Raw genomic sequence first — 15,520 nt, forward strand, 5'->3', positions numbered from 1 at the left:
CCGCACGTCTGGAGCGGGCCCTTGATGCCGATCCGGACCTGAGCCCCTATATCCTCGCCGGACGCGTTCGGCGCCGGCGAGGAGCATCTCATGAGCATGGATTTGAGCGGCCGCGCGGCCCTGGTCACCGGCGCGTCGTCGGGCTTCGGCGAGGCCGTGGCCCTGGGCCTGGCCAAGGCCGGCGCCAAGGTGGCCCTGGCCGCCCGCCGCGAGGACCGCCTGCGCGACCTGGCCGCGCGCATCCAGGCCGCCGGCGGCGAGGCCCACGTGATCGTCGCCGACTTCACCCAGGAAGACCAAGCCCAGCGCGCGGTCCGCGAGGCCGAGGCCGCGTTCGGTCGGCTGGACATCCTGATCAACAACGCAGGGGTCATGTACCTGGAGCCCGTGGCCACGGCCGACCTCGCCCGCTGGCGCTCGATGCTGGAGCTGAACCTGCTGGGCCTGATCGCCGCCACCCAGGCCGCCCTGCCCGGCATGACCGCCCGCAAGGACGGCCACATCGTCAACATCGCCTCGACCGCGGCCCACGTCGCCAATCCGATGGCGGCGGTCTATTCGGCCACCAAGTTCGGCGTGGCGGGCTTCTCGGAAGCCCTGCGCAAGGAGGTCCACAAGGACAACATCCGGGTGTCGGTGATCTCGCCCGGCATGGCCGCCACCGAGCTGCGCGACCACATCGCCGTGCCGGCCGTCCAGAGCGCCGTCAACAAGTCGGCCGCCGCCATGCGCCAGCTGACCGCCGAGGACGTGGCCGACGCCATCCTCTACGCCGTCAGCCGCCCGCCCCACGTGATGATCAACGAGATCCTGATGCGCTCGACCGACCAGGAGCGCTAGGCCTGGCCCGAGCCAAGATTCCGTCTCCATCCCAACGCGCGTCCGCCACGATCCAGGCGCAGAGCGGTTGCATCCCGCAAGGAGATCGCCATGCGCCTGGCCTGGGAAAGACTCGCCGCCGTCCTCTTCAGCGGAGCCGCCTGGCTCCTGGTCCTGCTGGTGGGGCCGCACCTGGCCCACGCCCTGCGCGGACCGCCCCGCCTGGTGGCCCACGCCGGGTTCAGCCGGCGCCGCGACCAGGGCTGATCGCATTTAGCGCTGCGGCGCGAATAGGCTAGAACCCCCCGGTGAGCCGCGCCGCCCTGCTGTCCCTGACCCTGACCGACTTCCGCTCGTACGAGCGCGCGACCCTGCGGCCGGACGGCGCCAGCGTCTATCTGTTCGGGGCCAACGGGGCGGGCAAGACCAACCTCTTGGAGGCGATCAGCCTGCTGTCGCCCGGCAAGGGCCTGCGCGGGTCCAGCCTGACCGAGGTGGGCCGCCGCCTGCCGGGCGAAGCCGTCGGCCGGGCCTGGGCCGTGGCGGCCGAAGCCCAATCGGGCGACGACGAGCCTGTGCGCCTGGGCACCGGCGTCGAGCTGGCCGGCGCCGCCCGCCGGGTCGTCCGCATCGAGGGCGAGACCGTCCCGCCCGGCCGCCTCGCGGACCACGTGCGGCCGATCTGGCTGACCCCGGCCCAGGACCGGCTGTTCCTCGAGGCCGCCTCCGAGCGCCGCAAGTTCTTCGACCGCCTGGTGTTCGCCGGCGAGCCCGACCACGCCCGCCACGCCAACGCCTACGACAAGGCCCAGCGCGAGCGCATGCGGCTGCTGACCGACGCCGTCGAGAGCGGCCAGCCGGCCGACGCCGTGTGGCTGACGGCGCTGGAGGCCCGCCTCGGCCAGGCCGGCGCCCTGATGGCCGGGGCCCGGGCCCGCACCCTGCTGGTCCTGCAGGCCGAGATCGACACCCGCGGCGACCGCCCCTTCCCCCGCGCCCGCCTGGCCCTGACCGGCGAGTGGGAAGCCATGGCGCTGGAGGGCGCGGACGCCGCCGAGATCGAGCATCGCCTGGCCGCCGCCCTGGCCGCCGCGAGGCCCCGCGACGGGGCCGCCGGACGCGCCCTGACCGGCCCGCACAGGGGCGATCTGGCCATCCATCACGTCGACAAGGACCGTCCGGCCGCCGAATGTTCGACCGGGGAGCAGAAAGCGCTGATTCTGAACCTGGTTTTGGCGCAGGCCTCGCGACTTTCGCGTGCGAAGGACGCCCCGAATCCTATAGTGTTGCTCGACGAAGTCGCCGCGCATCTCGACCTGAAAAGGCGAGCCGCCCTGGCCGACGAAATCACGGCGCTCGGCCTGCAGGCTTTTCTGACAGGCACCGACGAGTCGCTGTTCGACCATCTGAAAGGTCGGGCTCTGGGCGTTCGCGTCAGCGAACGGGGCCTGACCGCATTGGAAGACGTATGACCGAAGAGACCAAAGGCCAAAACTCGGAAGATCGCCTGACGACGGCGGACGGCTCGGAGATGTCGGCCCCCGAAGTGATGACGGGCGAGTACGGCGCCGACTCCATCAAGGTGCTCAAGGGCCTGGACGCGGTGCGAAAGCGCCCCGGCATGTACATCGGCGACACCGATGACGGCTCGGGCCTGCACCACATGGTCTACGAGGTGGTCGACAACGCCATCGACGAGGCCCTGGCCGGCCACGCCACCAAGGTGGAGGTGATCCTCAACGCCGACGGCTCGGTGACGGTCACCGACGACGGCCGCGGCATCCCGGTGGGCATCCACGAGGGCGAGGGCGTCAGCGCGGCCGAGGTCATCATGACCCAGCTGCACGCCGGCGGTAAGTTCGACCAGAACAGCTACAAGGTCTCGGGCGGCCTGCACGGCGTGGGCGTGTCGGTGGTCAACGCGCTCAGCGACTGGCTGGAGCTGAAGATCCACCGCGACGGCCACAGCCACCAGATGCGCTTCGAGCGCGGCGACGCGGTGACCTCGCTGAAGGTGACAGGCGACTCGCCCGTCCGCACCGAGGGCCCCAAGGCCGGCGAGGTGCTGACCGGCACCGAGGTGACCTTCTTCCCGTCCAAGGACACCTTCGCCTTCATCGATTTCGACCGGAAGACGCTGGAGCATCGCCTGCGCGAGCTGGCGTTCCTGAACTCGGGCGTGACCATCTGGTTCAAGGACGAGCGTGACGCCGAGCCGTGGGTCGAGAAGCTGCACTACGAGGGCGGCATCGAGGCCTTCGTGCGCCACCTGGACAAGGCCAAGACCCCGCTGCTGAAGACGCCGATCGTCATCCGCGGCAAGAAGGACAAGGTCGAGGTCGATCTGGCTGTCTGGTGGAACGACAGCTACCACGAGCACATGCTGTGCTTCACCAACAACATCCCCCAGCGGGACGGCGGCACGCACTTGTCGGCCTTCCGGGGCGCGCTGACGCGCATCATCACCAACTACGCCGAGAGCTCGGGCATCACCAAGAAGGAGAAGGTCAATGTCGGGGGCGAGGACGCCCGCGAAGGCCTGACCTGCGTGCTGTCGGTCAAGGTGCCGGACCCCAAGTTCAGCTCGCAGACCAAGGACAAGCTGGTCTCGTCCGAAGTGCGCCCGGCCGTAGAGAGCCTGGTGCAGGAAGGCCTGGCCACCTGGTTCGAGGAGCACCCGAACGAGGCCAAGGCCATCGTCTCCAAGATCGCCGAGGCCGCCGCGGCCCGTGAAGCAGCTCGCAAGGCCCGCGAACTGACCCGCCGCAAGAGCGCCCTCGACATCACTTCGTTGCCGGGAAAGCTCGCGGATTGCTCCGAACGCGACCCGGCCAAGTCCGAGATCTTCATCGTCGAGGGCGACTCGGCCGGCGGCTCGGCCAAGCAGGCCCGCAACCGCGACAACCAGGCCGTCCTGCCCCTGCGCGGCAAGATCCTGAACGTCGAGCGCGCCCGCTTCGACAAGATGCTGTCGTCCGACCAGATCGGCACGCTGATCACCGCCTTGGGGGCCGGCATCGGCCGCGACGACTTCAACCCGGACAAGGTGCGCTACCACAAGATCGTGCTGATGACCGACGCCGACGTCGACGGCGCCCACATCCGCACCCTGCTGCTGACCTTCTTCTACCGGCAGATGCCGGAGCTGATCGAGCGCGGCTACATCTACATCGCCCAGCCGCCGCTCTACAAAGCCGCCAAGGGCAAGTCGTCGCGCTACCTGAAGGACGACGCCGAGATGGACGCCTTCCTGGTGGACGAGGGCGTGGACGGCGCCGAGCTGGACCTGGCCGGCGGCGAGCGCCGCACCGGCGCGGACCTCCTGGCCCTGGTCCAGCTGGCCCGCCAGGCCAAGGGCAACATCGATCGCCTGGCCCAGCGCGCCCCGGCCTTCGCCGTCGAGCAGGCGGCCCTGGCCGGCCTGTTCGGCGACAAGCCCGACATCGCCGCCGCGGCCAGACGCCTTGATCTGTATGCGGAAGAAGGCGACGGCCCGTGGTCGGGCGAGCGCGGCGACACCGCCTTCGTCTTCAAGCGCATCCGTCGCGGCGTCACCGAGACCGTGGTCCTGGACGACGGCCTGCTGCACGCCGCCGACGCCCGCCGCCTGGCCGAACGCGCCGGCGCCCTGGCCGAGGTCTTCTCGGGCTCGGCGATCTTCCGCCGCAAGGACAAATCGACCACCGTGCGCGGCCCGCTCGACCTGGTCGGCGCGGTGCTGGACGCCGGCCGCAAGGGCCTGTCGATCCAGCGCTACAAGGGCCTGGGCGAGATGAACCCCGAGCAGCTGTGGGAAACCACCCTCGACGTCGAGGCCCGCACCCTGCTGCAGGTCCGCGTCAACCACGCCGACGACGCCGACGACATGTTCAGCCGCCTGATGGGCGACCTGGTCGAGCCGCGGCGGGAGTTCATCCAGGAGAACGCCCTGGACGCGGAGGTGGACGTCTAGCGTCGGCCTCGCCGACGACCGAAGCTCGAGGGGTCGGCGCGAGCCGGCCCCTTTAGCGTTTTCGGACTTCCAGGCCGGCGGCCTCAGTCGTCCGTGAAATAGTCCGCGATCGCGGCGTCCACGGACTCCAGTTCGAACCCCGGCGAGCCGGCGCGTTCCAAGGCGTGGCGGATCTGCCAGGCGCTGCGGCCGACGTGGATGCCCATGCCGCGCAGCTCCTCGACGATGGCGGCGCGGGTGGCGTCGTCGACCGACTTGTTGTTCTCCAGCCGCGCCTGGTCCAGCCGCCAGCCGAAATAGGTGTCGGGCGTCAGTTCGATCACCGCACCGGGGGCCGGCAGCCACTCGTAGATGGCGCAGCGGCGGTCGACGGCCGCGTCCACATAGTTGGCCAGGCAGTTGCGGTAGCGGCGGGCGGCGTCGCGGATGGCCGCCACGGTCTCCAGCGGCCGCAGACGCTCCGTACCCGGATGAGGCGGCTTGGGCAGTTCGCGGCGGAAGTCGTCGGCCACCAGGTTGAACAGGGTCTTGGCGGTGGGCGCGCGGGTCCAGACGGCGATCCGCTCGGCCAGCACCGCCTCGGGCAGGCGGCGGGCGAGCAGGGCGTGGGCCTCGGCCAGCAGCTTGGCCTGGGCGGCGCTGACCCGCACGGCCGCCCCGCCGGCGTCGCGCAGCGGACGCGGCAGGGCGCCCAGGGTCCGCACCTGCAGCGGATCGATCCGATCGGCGTGGCGCAGGGTCTTGGCCGGCTTGGGATCGGCCAGCAGGGCGACCAGGACGCGATAGTCCTCGGGCGCCCAGGCGATCTCGCCCAGCCGCTCCAGCGCCCGGGCCAGGCCCTCGGGGGCCGGATCCAGCACCAGGCGCACGGCCTTGCGCAGCGGGGCCTCGAGCAGCAGGTCGACGTCGACCGGCGGCCGGCCCCCATGCTTTTCGGCGGTCTCCGTCGCCAGCATCAGGCAGATCAGGTGTCGTCGCGCCGTCGGGGCGGTGACGAAGGGCGTATGCGGCGCGGGCCACAGGGCGGCCAGCACGTCCGCATAGGCGGGCGCGATCAGGCGCAGCAGGGGCGAGGCGAGCTCGGTCGCCTGGGCCAGAACGAGGGTGGTCATCGATAGCTCCCGGCGACGGCCGGGGCGGTCGTCGCTAGCGGTGTTGGTGGTCTTGCGGACGAAGCGGGCGCGGCTCGCACGACGCGCGCCATCGCACCGGGATCGGTGGCTTGTATGGCTGGGCGGCGTTCAAGGTCATGCGGCGGCGGCTTCCTGAGTTGGGCGCTGGACGGAAGGCGCTGATCTCACGAATCGTCGGGCGCGGACAAGGCGTCCGCGCGGCCGGAGGCGACTTGGCCTCGGCCTTGTGGCTCGAAGGACACGGTTCGATGAACGCGACCGGCCGACCGCGCCTGTCGGGCGGCGCTTGCGCGGCTCCTCGTATGGGCATACATATAGTGCGCTATATATATTTGAGGCCGCCATGACCCAGGACACCCTCGCCGACCTCGGACCCGCCTTCCTGGGCAGCCGGCTCAAGCGGCTTTCCGACCGGCTGCAGGCCGAGGCCACCGCCGTGCTCCAGGCCCACGACCTGCCGATCCAGCCGGCCCAGCAGGTGGTGCTCGGCGCCCTGAAGCGCGACGGCGCCCTGACGATCGGGGCCCTGGCCCAGCGGCTGGGGATCAGCCAGCCGACCATCACCCGCACCGTCCAGGGCCTGGTGGACCAGGGGCTGCTGGCCGTCAGTCGCGAGGCCCGCGACATGCGCCACAAGACCCTGTCCCTGACCGACGAAGGCGCGCGGGTGATCGGCGACGCCCAGCGCGAGGTCTGGCCGCGCGTGGCCGCGGCGGTGTCGCAGCTGTGCGGCGGGCGGGAACAGGCCTTGCTGGACCAGATCGCGGCGGTGGAGGCCGGGCTGGACGCCCGGTCGCTGCTGGACCGCGTCCGGGCGGCCGACGGCCTGACCGTGCTCGACTACGCCGACGACCTGGCCCAGGCCTTCCACGACATCAACGCCGAATGGATTTCGCGGATGTTCGCCCTCGAGGAGAACGACATCCGCCTGCTGGAGGACCCGCGCGGCCTGATCATCGACAGGGGCGGGGCGGTGCTGTTCGCCCGGACGCCCGACCTGGGCGTGGTCGGGACCTGCGCGATCATGCGGATGAAGGACGGCTGGTACGAGCTGACCAAGATGGGCGTGCTGGAGGCGGCGCGCGGCCGCAAGGTCGGCGAGTTCCTGCTGGCGGCGGCGATCGAGCGCGCCAAGGCCATGGGCGTGGCCGACCGGCTCTACCTGCTGACCAACAAGAAGTGCGCGGCGGCCATCCATCTCTACGAGAAGCTGGGCTTCCAGCACGACGCCGAGATCATGGCCCTGTTCGGCAGCCGCTACGAGCGGTGCGACGTGGCGATGCGGTATCGGGGTTAGGCCGAAACCTGCGCCGCCACGGCCTTCAGCACAGTCTTGGCCGCGTTCGGGTCCAGCCGGACCTGCAGGCCGCGCTGGCCGCCGTTGATGTAGACGCGATCCTCCGCCAGGGCGTCGGCCTCGATCACCGCCGGCAGGGCCTTCCTCTGGCCGAAGGGACTGATGCCGCCGACCTTGTAGCCGCTGATCCGCTCAGCGTCGGCGGGCTTCATCATCTGGGCCGACTTGCCGCCGACGGCGGCCGCCAGCTTCTTCATGGCCACCTCGCGGTCGGAGGGCACGATGACCAGCACCGGCTTGCCGTCGACCAGGGCCATCAGGGTCTTGAGCACCCGGCCGGGATCCTCGCCCAGGGCCGCGGCGGCGGCCAGGCCGATGCTGTCGGCGTCCGGGTCGTAGTCGTAGGCGTGGACGGTGAAGTCGACCCCGGCCTTGGTCAGGGTCTGGGTGGCGGGCGTGGTGCGGGACATGGCGTCACTATAGCCAAGCCCGCCCGCGCCGAGCCAGAGCCAGGACTCCCACGCTTAGGCAAACCCTCCGTTGTCATCCCGGAAGCCTCGCAGAGGCTGTCCGGGATCCAGGGGACTGGGCCAATGCGGTGCGGTCCACCTGGGTCCCGGATAAGCGCTCCGCGCTTTCCGGGATGACAACGAAAGGGTGAGCCCTACTTCGGGCAGATCGCGTCGCCCTCGTTGGAGGCCAGGCGCACCTCGGTCAGCGAGACCCCGAACGGCGCGGTCGTGCCGATCACGAACGGGGCGGTGACGTGGTCCATCTTGGCGCCGACCGCCTGGAAGCAGGACAGCTTGATCTTGGCGCTGCGCCATTCGCCCGGCTTGGCGGCCTTGACCAGGTTCGAGACGTCCAGCGTGCCGGCGCACGAGGCGTCGTCGGCGCAGCCGATGCTCATCGTCACCGGGGCGGTCGGCGGGACGTCGATCCGATAACGGACCATCACCGCCATGTCGCCGGTGGTCTGGCGCGACAGGTCGACCGGCGGACCGTGGATGGCCAGCATGCCCTGGCCGGTCCAGGCCACCTGGCGGGCGTTCTCCTGGGCCCCGGCGTCGATCGTCTTGACCGATCCCGCCCCCAGGAAGTCCATCCGCCACGGCGCGGGCAGGCGGCCGTCGACGAAGTAGCGGTCGACGCTGCCGGCGGCGGCGACGTTGCCCGGGTCCTCGGCCAGGGTCCCGACCTGGCCGGGCTTGGCGTAGGACAGGCCGTAGCCGTAGGCGAACTGCGGGTCGTAGCCTGGCTGGCCGCGGTTCAGCGGGCCCTGGTCGGCGCGCTTGGGCCACGAGAAGCCCAGCTTGCCCTGGAAGTCGCGGGCGGGCTTGCCGCCCTTGCCGGCCACCAGCACATCGGCGACGCCGCCGCCTTCGCTGCCCGGCAGCCAGGCGGCCACGAAGGCGTCCGAGGCGTTGATCTCGGGGTTCACCCACAGCGGGCGGCCCGACAGGAACACCGAGACGACCGGGATCCCCTGCGCCTTCAGCTTCTTGAGCAGGGCCAGGTCGGTCTTGTCGCCCAGCTGATAGCCCAGATGCGCGACATCGCCCTGGAATTCCGCGTAGGGGTCCTCGCCGAACACGACGATGGCGACGTCGGGCTTGGTCTTGAACTGGCCGTTCGGCGCCAGCTCGGCCTGGCCGCCGGCCGCCGTCACCGCCTGCTCGATCCCGCCCCAGATCGACTGGCCGTGCGGGAAGTCGCTGTTCTTGTTGCCCGTGCCCTGCCAGGTCAGGGTCCAGCCGCCCGAGGCCTTGCCGATGTCGTCGGCGGCGCCGGCCACCAACACCTTGGCGCCCGGCTTGACCGGCAGGACGCCGTCGTTCTTCAGCAGCACCAGCGACTTGGCCACGGCCTCGCGGGCGATGGCCCGGTGATCGGCCGCGCCCAGACGGTCCAGCTTGCCCTGGACGGTCGGCGCCACGCGCTCGAACAGCCCAGCCTTGACCTTGACCCGCAGGATGCGGCGCACGGCGTCATCCAGCCGCGCCATCGGGATCTCGCCCGACTTCACCTGGGCCAGGGTGTTGTCGTAGAGGCCCTTCCAGCTGTCGGGGGCCATGTACATGTCCAGGCCCGCGTTCATCGCCTGCGGGCAGCTGATGTTGGTGCAGCCCGGCAATTGTCCGTGGGCGTTCCAATCGCTGACCACGAAGCCCTGGAAGCCCATCCTGCCCTTGAGCACGTCGGTCAGCAGGGTCTTGTTGCCGGTGATCTTCTGGCCGTTCCAGCTGGAGAACGAGGCCATCACCGTCAGGATGCCGGCGTCGATGCTGGGCGGATAGCCCTGGGCGTGGATGGCCACCAGCTCCTGTTCGGAGATCCGGGCGTCGCCCTGGTCCTTGCCGTCCTCGGTGCCGCCGTCGGCCAGGAAGTGCTTGGCCGAGCCGGCGATGTGGCCGGCGCCCAGGGTCTGGCCGGGCTTCAGCTCGCCCTGCAGGCCCAGGGTCATGGGACCGGAATAGGACTTCACCACCTCGGGATCCTCGGCGTAGCCCTCGTAGCTGCGGCCCCAGCGGTCGTCGCGAGGCACGGCCACGGTGGGGCCGAAGGTCCAGTCGCCGCCGACCACCGCCACCTCCTCGCCGGTGGCCTGGCCGATGCGGCGGATCAGGGCCGGGTCGCGCATGGCGCCCAGGCCGATGTTGTGCGGGAAGATCGTGGCTCCGACGATGTTGTTGTGCCCGTGCACGGCGTCGATGCCGAACATGATCGGGATCGGGGTGTGGCCGGCGCGCGGGGCCAGGGCTTCCTTGCGGTAGGCGTCGACCAGGTCGATCCAGGCCTTCGGCGGAGCGCGGTCGTCGCCGCCGGGGGCCGAGTTGCCGCCGGCCAGGATCGAGCCCAGCGGATATTTCTCGAGATCGGCCGGGGTCATCGAGGCGATGTCGCCCTGGATGGTCTGGCCGACCTTCTCCTCGACGCTCATCCTGGCCATCAGCTGGGTGATGAAGGCCTCGGTCTTGGCGTCGGTGATCGCCGCCGGACTGGCCGCCGCGGGCCACTGGTCCGGATGGGCGATGGTCGACGGCGCCGGGCTCGACTGGGCGAAGGCGACCGCGCCCCCCAAGCTGAAGGAGGCCAGACCGGTCGAGGCGACGAGGGCCGAAATCAGCAGGCGACGAGGCGAAACGGTCATTCAACACCTTCGAGAAGCGGCCCAGGCGACGGGTGCGCGGGCGGAATTGCGCGGCAAAGAACCGGCGCGACGGGGAGAACGTCGTCGCGCCGGAGTTTGGAGAGCCCCCGATGAAGGGCATCCAGTCGCGCCGACGTCGGAGGGGTCTGACGCCGGCGTGTCGTCCCCGCCGACGGATCGGCGCTGGAATGGGACGCAGAGGAATTCGTGGGACGCCGCTCGCCGCTGTCGGGCGCGCTGGCGCGGGACCTAGGTGTTTCCTTCCCTGATACGGAGGCTGCCGCCCCTCTTCACGGCCTTGACTGCACCATGGATTGACAGCGCTGTCCAGAGATTTGATAGCGGTACCTTGCCGGGCGGCGTCAGGCCATGGCGGCCTCCGCGGCCCACATGCCGTGGCGTTTGAGGTAGTCGGCGTGGCCGGGCATGGCCTCGACCCGGCGGGCGACCAGGGCCTTCATGTTGCGGAAGCCCTCGGCGATCGCCCGGCTGTCCTGGTCCGCCACCAGCGGCGAATAGGACCGCGGATGCACGCCCTGCCCCAGCAGCACCGCCAGCCAGGAGGTCGGAGTGAACATCTCGTCGGGATGGATGACCAGCTGGCCGCGCTCGCGGAACAGCTCGATCCGCTCGGCCAGCGAGTCCGGGATGGGCATCTGGCGCACATAGGACCACAGGGCCGCGTCGTCGCGGACGGTGGCCTTGTAGTGCAGGACCAGGAAGTCGCGGATCGTCTCCATGTCGACCTGGATGCGGCGGTTGTAGACGTCGCGGTTGGCCGGCGAGAACGACCGGTCGGGGAAGTGCTGCAGCAGCTTGTTGATGCTGGCCTGGATCAGATGGATGCTGGTGGACTCCAGGGGCTCCATGAACCCGCTGGACAGGCCGATGGCGACGACGTTCTTGTCCCACATCCTGCGGCGGCGGCCGGTGTTGAACCGCAGCAGGCGCGGCTCGGCCAGGGGCTCGCTCTCCAGGTTCGCCATCAGGGTCGCCACGGCCGCCTCGTCCGAAATGAAGCGGCTGGAATAGACATAGCCGTTGCCGACCCGGTGCTGCAGCGGGATGCGCCACTGCCAGCCGGCCTCGCGGGCCGTCGAGGTGGTGTAGGGCGACAGCGGTCCGCGCAGGGCGCACGGGACGGCGGCGGCCCGGTCCATCGGCAGCAGGTCCGACCAGTCCTCGTAGCCGGCCTTCAGGGTCTGCTCGATCAGCAGGCCGCGGAAACCCGAGCAGTCTATGAACAGGTCGCCCTCGACGACCTGGCCGGACTTCAGCCGCAGGGCGGTGACGAAACCGGTCTCGGGATGCTGGTCGACCTGGACGACCTCGCCCTCGGTGCGCGCGACGCCCAGCGTCTGGGCGAAGCGGCGCAGGTACTGGCCGTAGAGAATGGTGTCGAAATGATAGGCGAAGCCGAAGGTCGACATCGGGTCGCGCGGATCGTCGCTCTGCCGGTCGAACCGGCCGGCCTGGGCGGCCTGGGCGCACAGCGAATAGTCGGCCAGGTCGAGGGCGCCGCCCTCGTGGTCCAGCTTCAGCCAGTACTGGAAGAAGTGGCCCAGCTCGGCGTTGAGGCCGTAGACCCCGAACGGGTGGAAGTAGGACTGACCCATCCGGCCCCAGTCGCGGAACTGGATGCCCAGCTTGTAGGTGGCCTGGGTCTCGCGCATGAACTCGGCCTCGTCCAGGCCCAGCATGGCGTTGAACAAGCGGATCGGCGGGATCGTGGCTTCACCGACGCCGACGACGCCGATGTCCTGGGATTCGACGACCTGGATGCGGTAGCGGCGGTCGAGGCCGCGCGCCAGGGCCGCGGCGGTCATCCATCCGGCGCTTCCGCCCCCGACGATGACGATGTTCTGGATCCAGTTTCCGTCAGACATCTCGCCGTCCCTCCAGCTTGGTGACGTCCCGTCGCCCGGCGATTCTGAGCCGGGCGGCGGCGACGCTCAAGGGCGTCGGCCATGGCCCCGCGAAGGGCCATGGCCGGGCCTTGCCTCGGCGCTAGCGGCCGAAGCGGTAGCGGAGACCGAACGTCACGCGGCGGTCGCCCGACACGAAACGGAAGGGCAGTTCGGAGAACTGCAGGTAGGCCTTGTTGTCTTCCTTCGTCAGGTTCGAACCCTCCAACGTCACCTTCAGGTCCTTGGTGATGTCGTAGGCGATCTGGCCGTCCAGCTGACCATAGGCCTCGTTGAAAATCCCCAGCCTGTGGGTGTCCGGGTTGGCGCCGAAGCTGAAGGCGCCCAGGTAGGCCTTGTCACGCCAGGCGTAAGACAGGCGGGTCGAGAAGGGACCGCGCTCGAAATAGCCCAGGACGTTGAAGGCGTGCTTGGACACGCCGGGGATCGGCAGGTTCTTGGAGAAGTCGGTGAACTCGGGCGATTTGGAGTCCGAGTAGGTGTAGTTGGCCGTGAAGCCGAACCCGTTCTCGAACGCATACTGCGCCTGGGCTTCCAGACCCTTGATCTCGCCGCCCTCGCCGTTGACCACCGAGTCGAACGTACCGGTCGTGGCCCCCGCCACCGACTGGTCCTTCACCGTCACCGGGAAGGTCTCGGGGACGATGAACGAGTCGATGCTCTTGTAGAATACGCCCGCCGAGACCAGGCCCTGGCTGCCGAAATAGTGCTCCCAGGTCAGGTCGAACTGCGACGCGCGGAACGGATCGAGGTCCGGGTTGCCGCCGCTGCCGTTGGTGTAGAGGAACTTGTCGAAGTTCGGCCCCGGGGTGGACGAGCGGGTGAAATTGTACGACGCGCCCTGGCCCAGCTGGAACAGGTTCTGGGCGGCCACGACGCGGGCGCCGCTGGCGCGGACCTTGTCCTGGTCGGTGACGTTGAACACCGCGTTGATCTGCGGCAGGACGTCCGTGTACTCGCGCACCGTCCGTTCGCTGTCCGGGTTCTTCAGGATGCCGTTCCAGCTGTCGGTGCCCCACCACAGCGGGGTCACCGGCGTGTTGGACGAGTCGATGACCAGCTTGGTGTGCACCACCCGGACGCCGGCGTTGATGTGGTAGCCATCGTCGCCGAGGTCGGCCATCACATAGCCCGAGGTCGTCTCGTCCTTGATTTTGAAGGACTCGATCGGGTCGCGATAGAAGGCGAACTTGGTCGACGGATACAGGCCCTGGATCCAGCCGACCGGGTTCTTCATCTGCCCGTAGTCCTGGAAGAGCGCGTTCACGCCGTGGACGTTGTCGGTGACGGCGCGGTTCGGGGCCGTGGCGGCGGTCTGGTACGGCGTGTTCACCGCGACCGAGTTGCCGAAGCGCGAACAGCCGTAGAAGGCGATGTCGCACTTCTTCAGGCCGATCGCGCCGTCCTGGAAGTAGCCCAGCGGGGTCCAGTCGACGAACACCCCGTGGTCGGTGGTGCCCTGGGCGCTGGCCGGCAGCTCGCCCTTGCCCGAGAGGTCGTTCAGGTAGCGGCCGTAGTCCGAGGTGACCTTGTCTTCCGAGTAACGCAGACCGGCGCTGAGCAGCATGTTTGCGCCTTCGCCGAACTCAGGACGGTAGTGCAGGTCACCGGTGATGGCCTTGTTGTCCAGCTCGGTCTTGTCGCCGAACGCCCAGTGCGACTTGAAGAACACCGAGCTCGGCGTCGTCATGGCGGTGGCTAGGTTGGCCGCCGGCGTGAACATCGGATAGGCGCCGTTCGTGAAGCTATAGGTCGCGGTGGCCGGGGCGGTGGCGTTAGGGGCGAAGCCCGCGACGCCGTCACGCACGGTGTACTGCGTGTAGCGCGTATCGACCTGGGCCGAGTTGGACTTGTAGTCGGTCTTCGACCAGGCCGCGCGGGCCTCGCCGCTCCAGCGGTCGGTCCCCTTCCAGTCCAGGGCGAACTGCACGTTGTCGGTCTTGGACTTGGCGTTCTTGGCGAAGGTGTCGCCTTCCGAGGAATTGGCGGTCACCGTGCCCGACTGCAGGACGTCGTTGCTGCTCTTCACCAGCCCCTGCGAGTTGTACATCGCGTTTTCGTTGGCGTAGGCCCACTTCAGCGAGTGCTCGCCCGTGAAGATCTTCAGGTCCGAGTGGAACCAGTCGGCCGTCAGGGTCACGGTGTCGGAGATGTTCCAGTCCGCGTTCAGCGAGAAGGCGGTGCGCTTGCGCTCCTGGTGGCGGTTGTTGCTGTAGCGGTATTCCGGCGACCAGAGGTTGGTCGAGCCGGTCTGGACCTGGTTGTTGCCCGTCGCGGTGGGGCGGTTCAGATAGGCCCAGCCGCCGCGGTTCTCACCGCTGAGCACCTCGGTGTTGATCCAGTTCTCGTCGTAGGTGAAGCTGCCCAGCAGCCCGAAGTCGGGCGTGATCTTGTAGCCGATCACCGCCGAAAGGTTCGGCTTCAGCTTGCCGTCGGTCGAGCCTTGGTTGCCCGCGACGTCCAGCGACGCGGTGAAGTCGTCGCTCATGTCCAGCGCTTTGCGGGTCTTCAGGTTGACCGTGCCGCCCAGGGCGCCGGCCAGCTGATCGACCTGGGGCGACTTGATCACATCGACGCCGGCCAGCAGGTTGGACGGGATGCCCTCCAGCGAATTGGTCTGCTTGAGGTTGCCTTCGCCCAGGCGGAACGCTTCCAGGCCCGACAGGAAGGTGTCGCCGTTCAGCAGAGTGATGTTCTGGTCCAGACCGCGGATGCGGACCTTGGTGCCCTGGCCGTTCTCGCGGTCGATCTGCACGCCCGGCAGGCGCTGAAGCGACTCGGCGATGTTCTGGTCGGGGAACTTGCCCATGTCCTCGGCCGTGATCGACTCGATGATCTGGTCCGAGTTCTTCTTCAGGCTCAGGGCGTTGGCCAGCGAGGCCCGGAAGCCCGTGACGACGACTTCATCAACCTGGGATGGTTCCTCGTTCTTGGCCGGCGCGGCCTGGGCCAGCGCCTGGCCGGCGCTCAGCAGCACCATGGCCGAGGCGGCGCTGAGCAGAGCCGTGCGCGATCGATAAGACTTTGTAGTCATTGTGCATTCCCCTGATGTGCGGCAGCAGTTCTCGTTCTCGATCAGCGGAGCCGAACGAGCCAAGATGCGGAGTTTGAGGGATGCGTGCGCATCCTCCCGTGGATTTCCGGCTTATTTTTGAGTGCCGGTAGCCTCAACCTATGGAGAACCGACAGCGCTGTCAACAGCGCTGTCAGATTGGACGGGAAATTCCGAAACTGATTTTCGTT

The 15,520-nt window shown here is 69.1% G+C and carries 10 protein-coding genes; 5 read left to right on the top strand and 5 right to left on the bottom strand.

What is annotated here, in order from left to right; genetic code table 11:
* The first annotated feature begins 90 nt into the window (after positions 1-90).
* From WAE60_RS04935 to gyrB, 4 genes are all read left to right on the top strand, one after another.
* A complete protein-coding gene (locus WAE60_RS04935) occupies positions 91-840 on the top strand; it encodes an SDR family NAD(P)-dependent oxidoreductase (protein ID WP_337685265.1) in 750 nt (249 codons plus the stop codon).
* A 90-nt stretch (positions 841-930) separates the two neighbouring features.
* The gene (locus WAE60_RS04940; RefSeq protein WP_197026651.1) at positions 931-1,086 is read left to right on the top strand and encodes a hypothetical protein; all 156 of its coding nucleotides are present in this window, start codon (positions 931-933) and stop codon (positions 1,084-1,086) included.
* A gap of 41 nt (positions 1,087-1,127) precedes the next feature.
* Positions 1,128-2,291: a DNA replication/repair protein RecF gene (recF, locus tag WAE60_RS04945; protein ID WP_337685266.1), complete on the top strand. Its 1,164-nt coding sequence runs from the start codon at positions 1,128-1,130 to the stop codon at positions 2,289-2,291.
* Positions 2,288-4,771 carry a DNA topoisomerase (ATP-hydrolyzing) subunit B gene (gene gyrB / locus WAE60_RS04950; protein ID WP_029909122.1) on the top strand — a complete coding sequence of 828 codons (2,484 nt, stop codon included), beginning with the start codon at positions 2,288-2,290 and terminating at the stop codon, positions 4,769-4,771. Before recF ends, gyrB begins: the two co-directional genes overlap by 4 nt.
* An 83-nt stretch (positions 4,772-4,854) precedes the next feature.
* Here gyrB and WAE60_RS04955 read toward each other — a convergent pair whose 3' ends face one another.
* The gene (locus WAE60_RS04955; protein ID WP_337685267.1) at positions 4,855-5,883 is read right to left on the bottom strand and encodes a hypothetical protein; all 1,029 of its coding nucleotides are present in this window, start codon (positions 5,881-5,883) and stop codon (positions 4,855-4,857) included.
* A 364-nt stretch (positions 5,884-6,247) separates the two neighbouring features.
* Here WAE60_RS04955 and WAE60_RS04960 point away from each other — a divergent pair, with 364 nt between their 5' ends.
* Positions 6,248-7,201, top strand: a complete 954-nt coding sequence (locus WAE60_RS04960; RefSeq protein ID WP_337685268.1) for a bifunctional helix-turn-helix transcriptional regulator/GNAT family N-acetyltransferase — start codon at positions 6,248-6,250, stop codon at positions 7,199-7,201.
* Here WAE60_RS04960 and ybaK read toward each other — a convergent pair.
* The 4 genes from ybaK to WAE60_RS04980 all read right to left on the bottom strand — a co-directional run bounded on the left by ybaK (position 7,198) and on the right by WAE60_RS04980 (position 15,311).
* On the bottom strand, positions 7,198-7,671 hold the full coding sequence (gene ybaK, locus WAE60_RS04965; protein WP_337685269.1) for a Cys-tRNA(Pro) deacylase: 474 nt from the start codon (positions 7,669-7,671) through the stop codon (positions 7,198-7,200). The two genes, WAE60_RS04960 and ybaK, sit on opposite strands and share 4 nt — an antisense overlap.
* Positions 7,672-7,865: 194 nt before the next feature.
* On the bottom strand, positions 7,866-10,352 hold the full coding sequence (locus WAE60_RS04970) for an exo 1,3/1,4-beta-D-glucan glucohydrolase (protein WP_337685270.1): 2,487 nt from the start codon (positions 10,350-10,352) through the stop codon (positions 7,866-7,868).
* 362 nt (positions 10,353-10,714) lie between these two features.
* Positions 10,715-12,238, bottom strand: a complete 1,524-nt coding sequence (locus WAE60_RS04975) for a tryptophan halogenase family protein (protein WP_337685271.1) — start codon at positions 12,236-12,238, stop codon at positions 10,715-10,717.
* Between the two features lie 121 nt (positions 12,239-12,359).
* On the bottom strand, positions 12,360-15,311 hold the full coding sequence (locus tag WAE60_RS04980) for a TonB-dependent receptor (RefSeq protein WP_029909137.1): 2,952 nt from the start codon (positions 15,309-15,311) through the stop codon (positions 12,360-12,362).
* Positions 15,312-15,520 lie beyond the last annotated feature (209 nt).

This window comes from Caulobacter sp. CCG-8 (assembly GCF_037402475.1).
GTDB lineage: Bacteria > Pseudomonadota > Alphaproteobacteria > Caulobacterales > Caulobacteraceae > Caulobacter.

Bases quoted from the DNA above. Each gene is read 5' to 3' on its own strand.
- WAE60_RS04935 (WP_337685265.1), top strand. From the start codon at position 91: ATGAGCATGGATTTGAGCGGCCGCGCGGCCCTGGTCACCGGCGCGTCG.
- WAE60_RS04940 (WP_197026651.1), top strand. From the start codon at position 931: ATGCGCCTGGCCTGGGAAAGACTCGCCGCCGTCCTCTTCAGCGGAGCC.
- gyrB (WP_029909122.1), top strand. From the start codon at position 2,288: ATGACCGAAGAGACCAAAGGCCAAAACTCGGAAGATCGCCTGACGACG.
- WAE60_RS04955 (WP_337685267.1), bottom strand. From the start codon at position 5,883: ATGACCACCCTCGTTCTGGCCCAGGCGACCGAGCTCGCCTCGCCCCTG.
- WAE60_RS04960 (WP_337685268.1), top strand. From the start codon at position 6,248: ATGACCCAGGACACCCTCGCCGACCTCGGACCCGCCTTCCTGGGCAGC.
- ybaK (WP_337685269.1), bottom strand. From the start codon at position 7,671: ATGTCCCGCACCACGCCCGCCACCCAGACCCTGACCAAGGCCGGGGTC.
- WAE60_RS04970 (WP_337685270.1), bottom strand. From the start codon at position 10,352: ATGACCGTTTCGCCTCGTCGCCTGCTGATTTCGGCCCTCGTCGCCTCG.
- WAE60_RS04975 (WP_337685271.1), bottom strand. From the start codon at position 12,238: ATGTCTGACGGAAACTGGATCCAGAACATCGTCATCGTCGGGGGCGGA.
- WAE60_RS04980 (WP_029909137.1), bottom strand. From the start codon at position 15,311: ATGACTACAAAGTCTTATCGATCGCGCACGGCTCTGCTCAGCGCCGCC.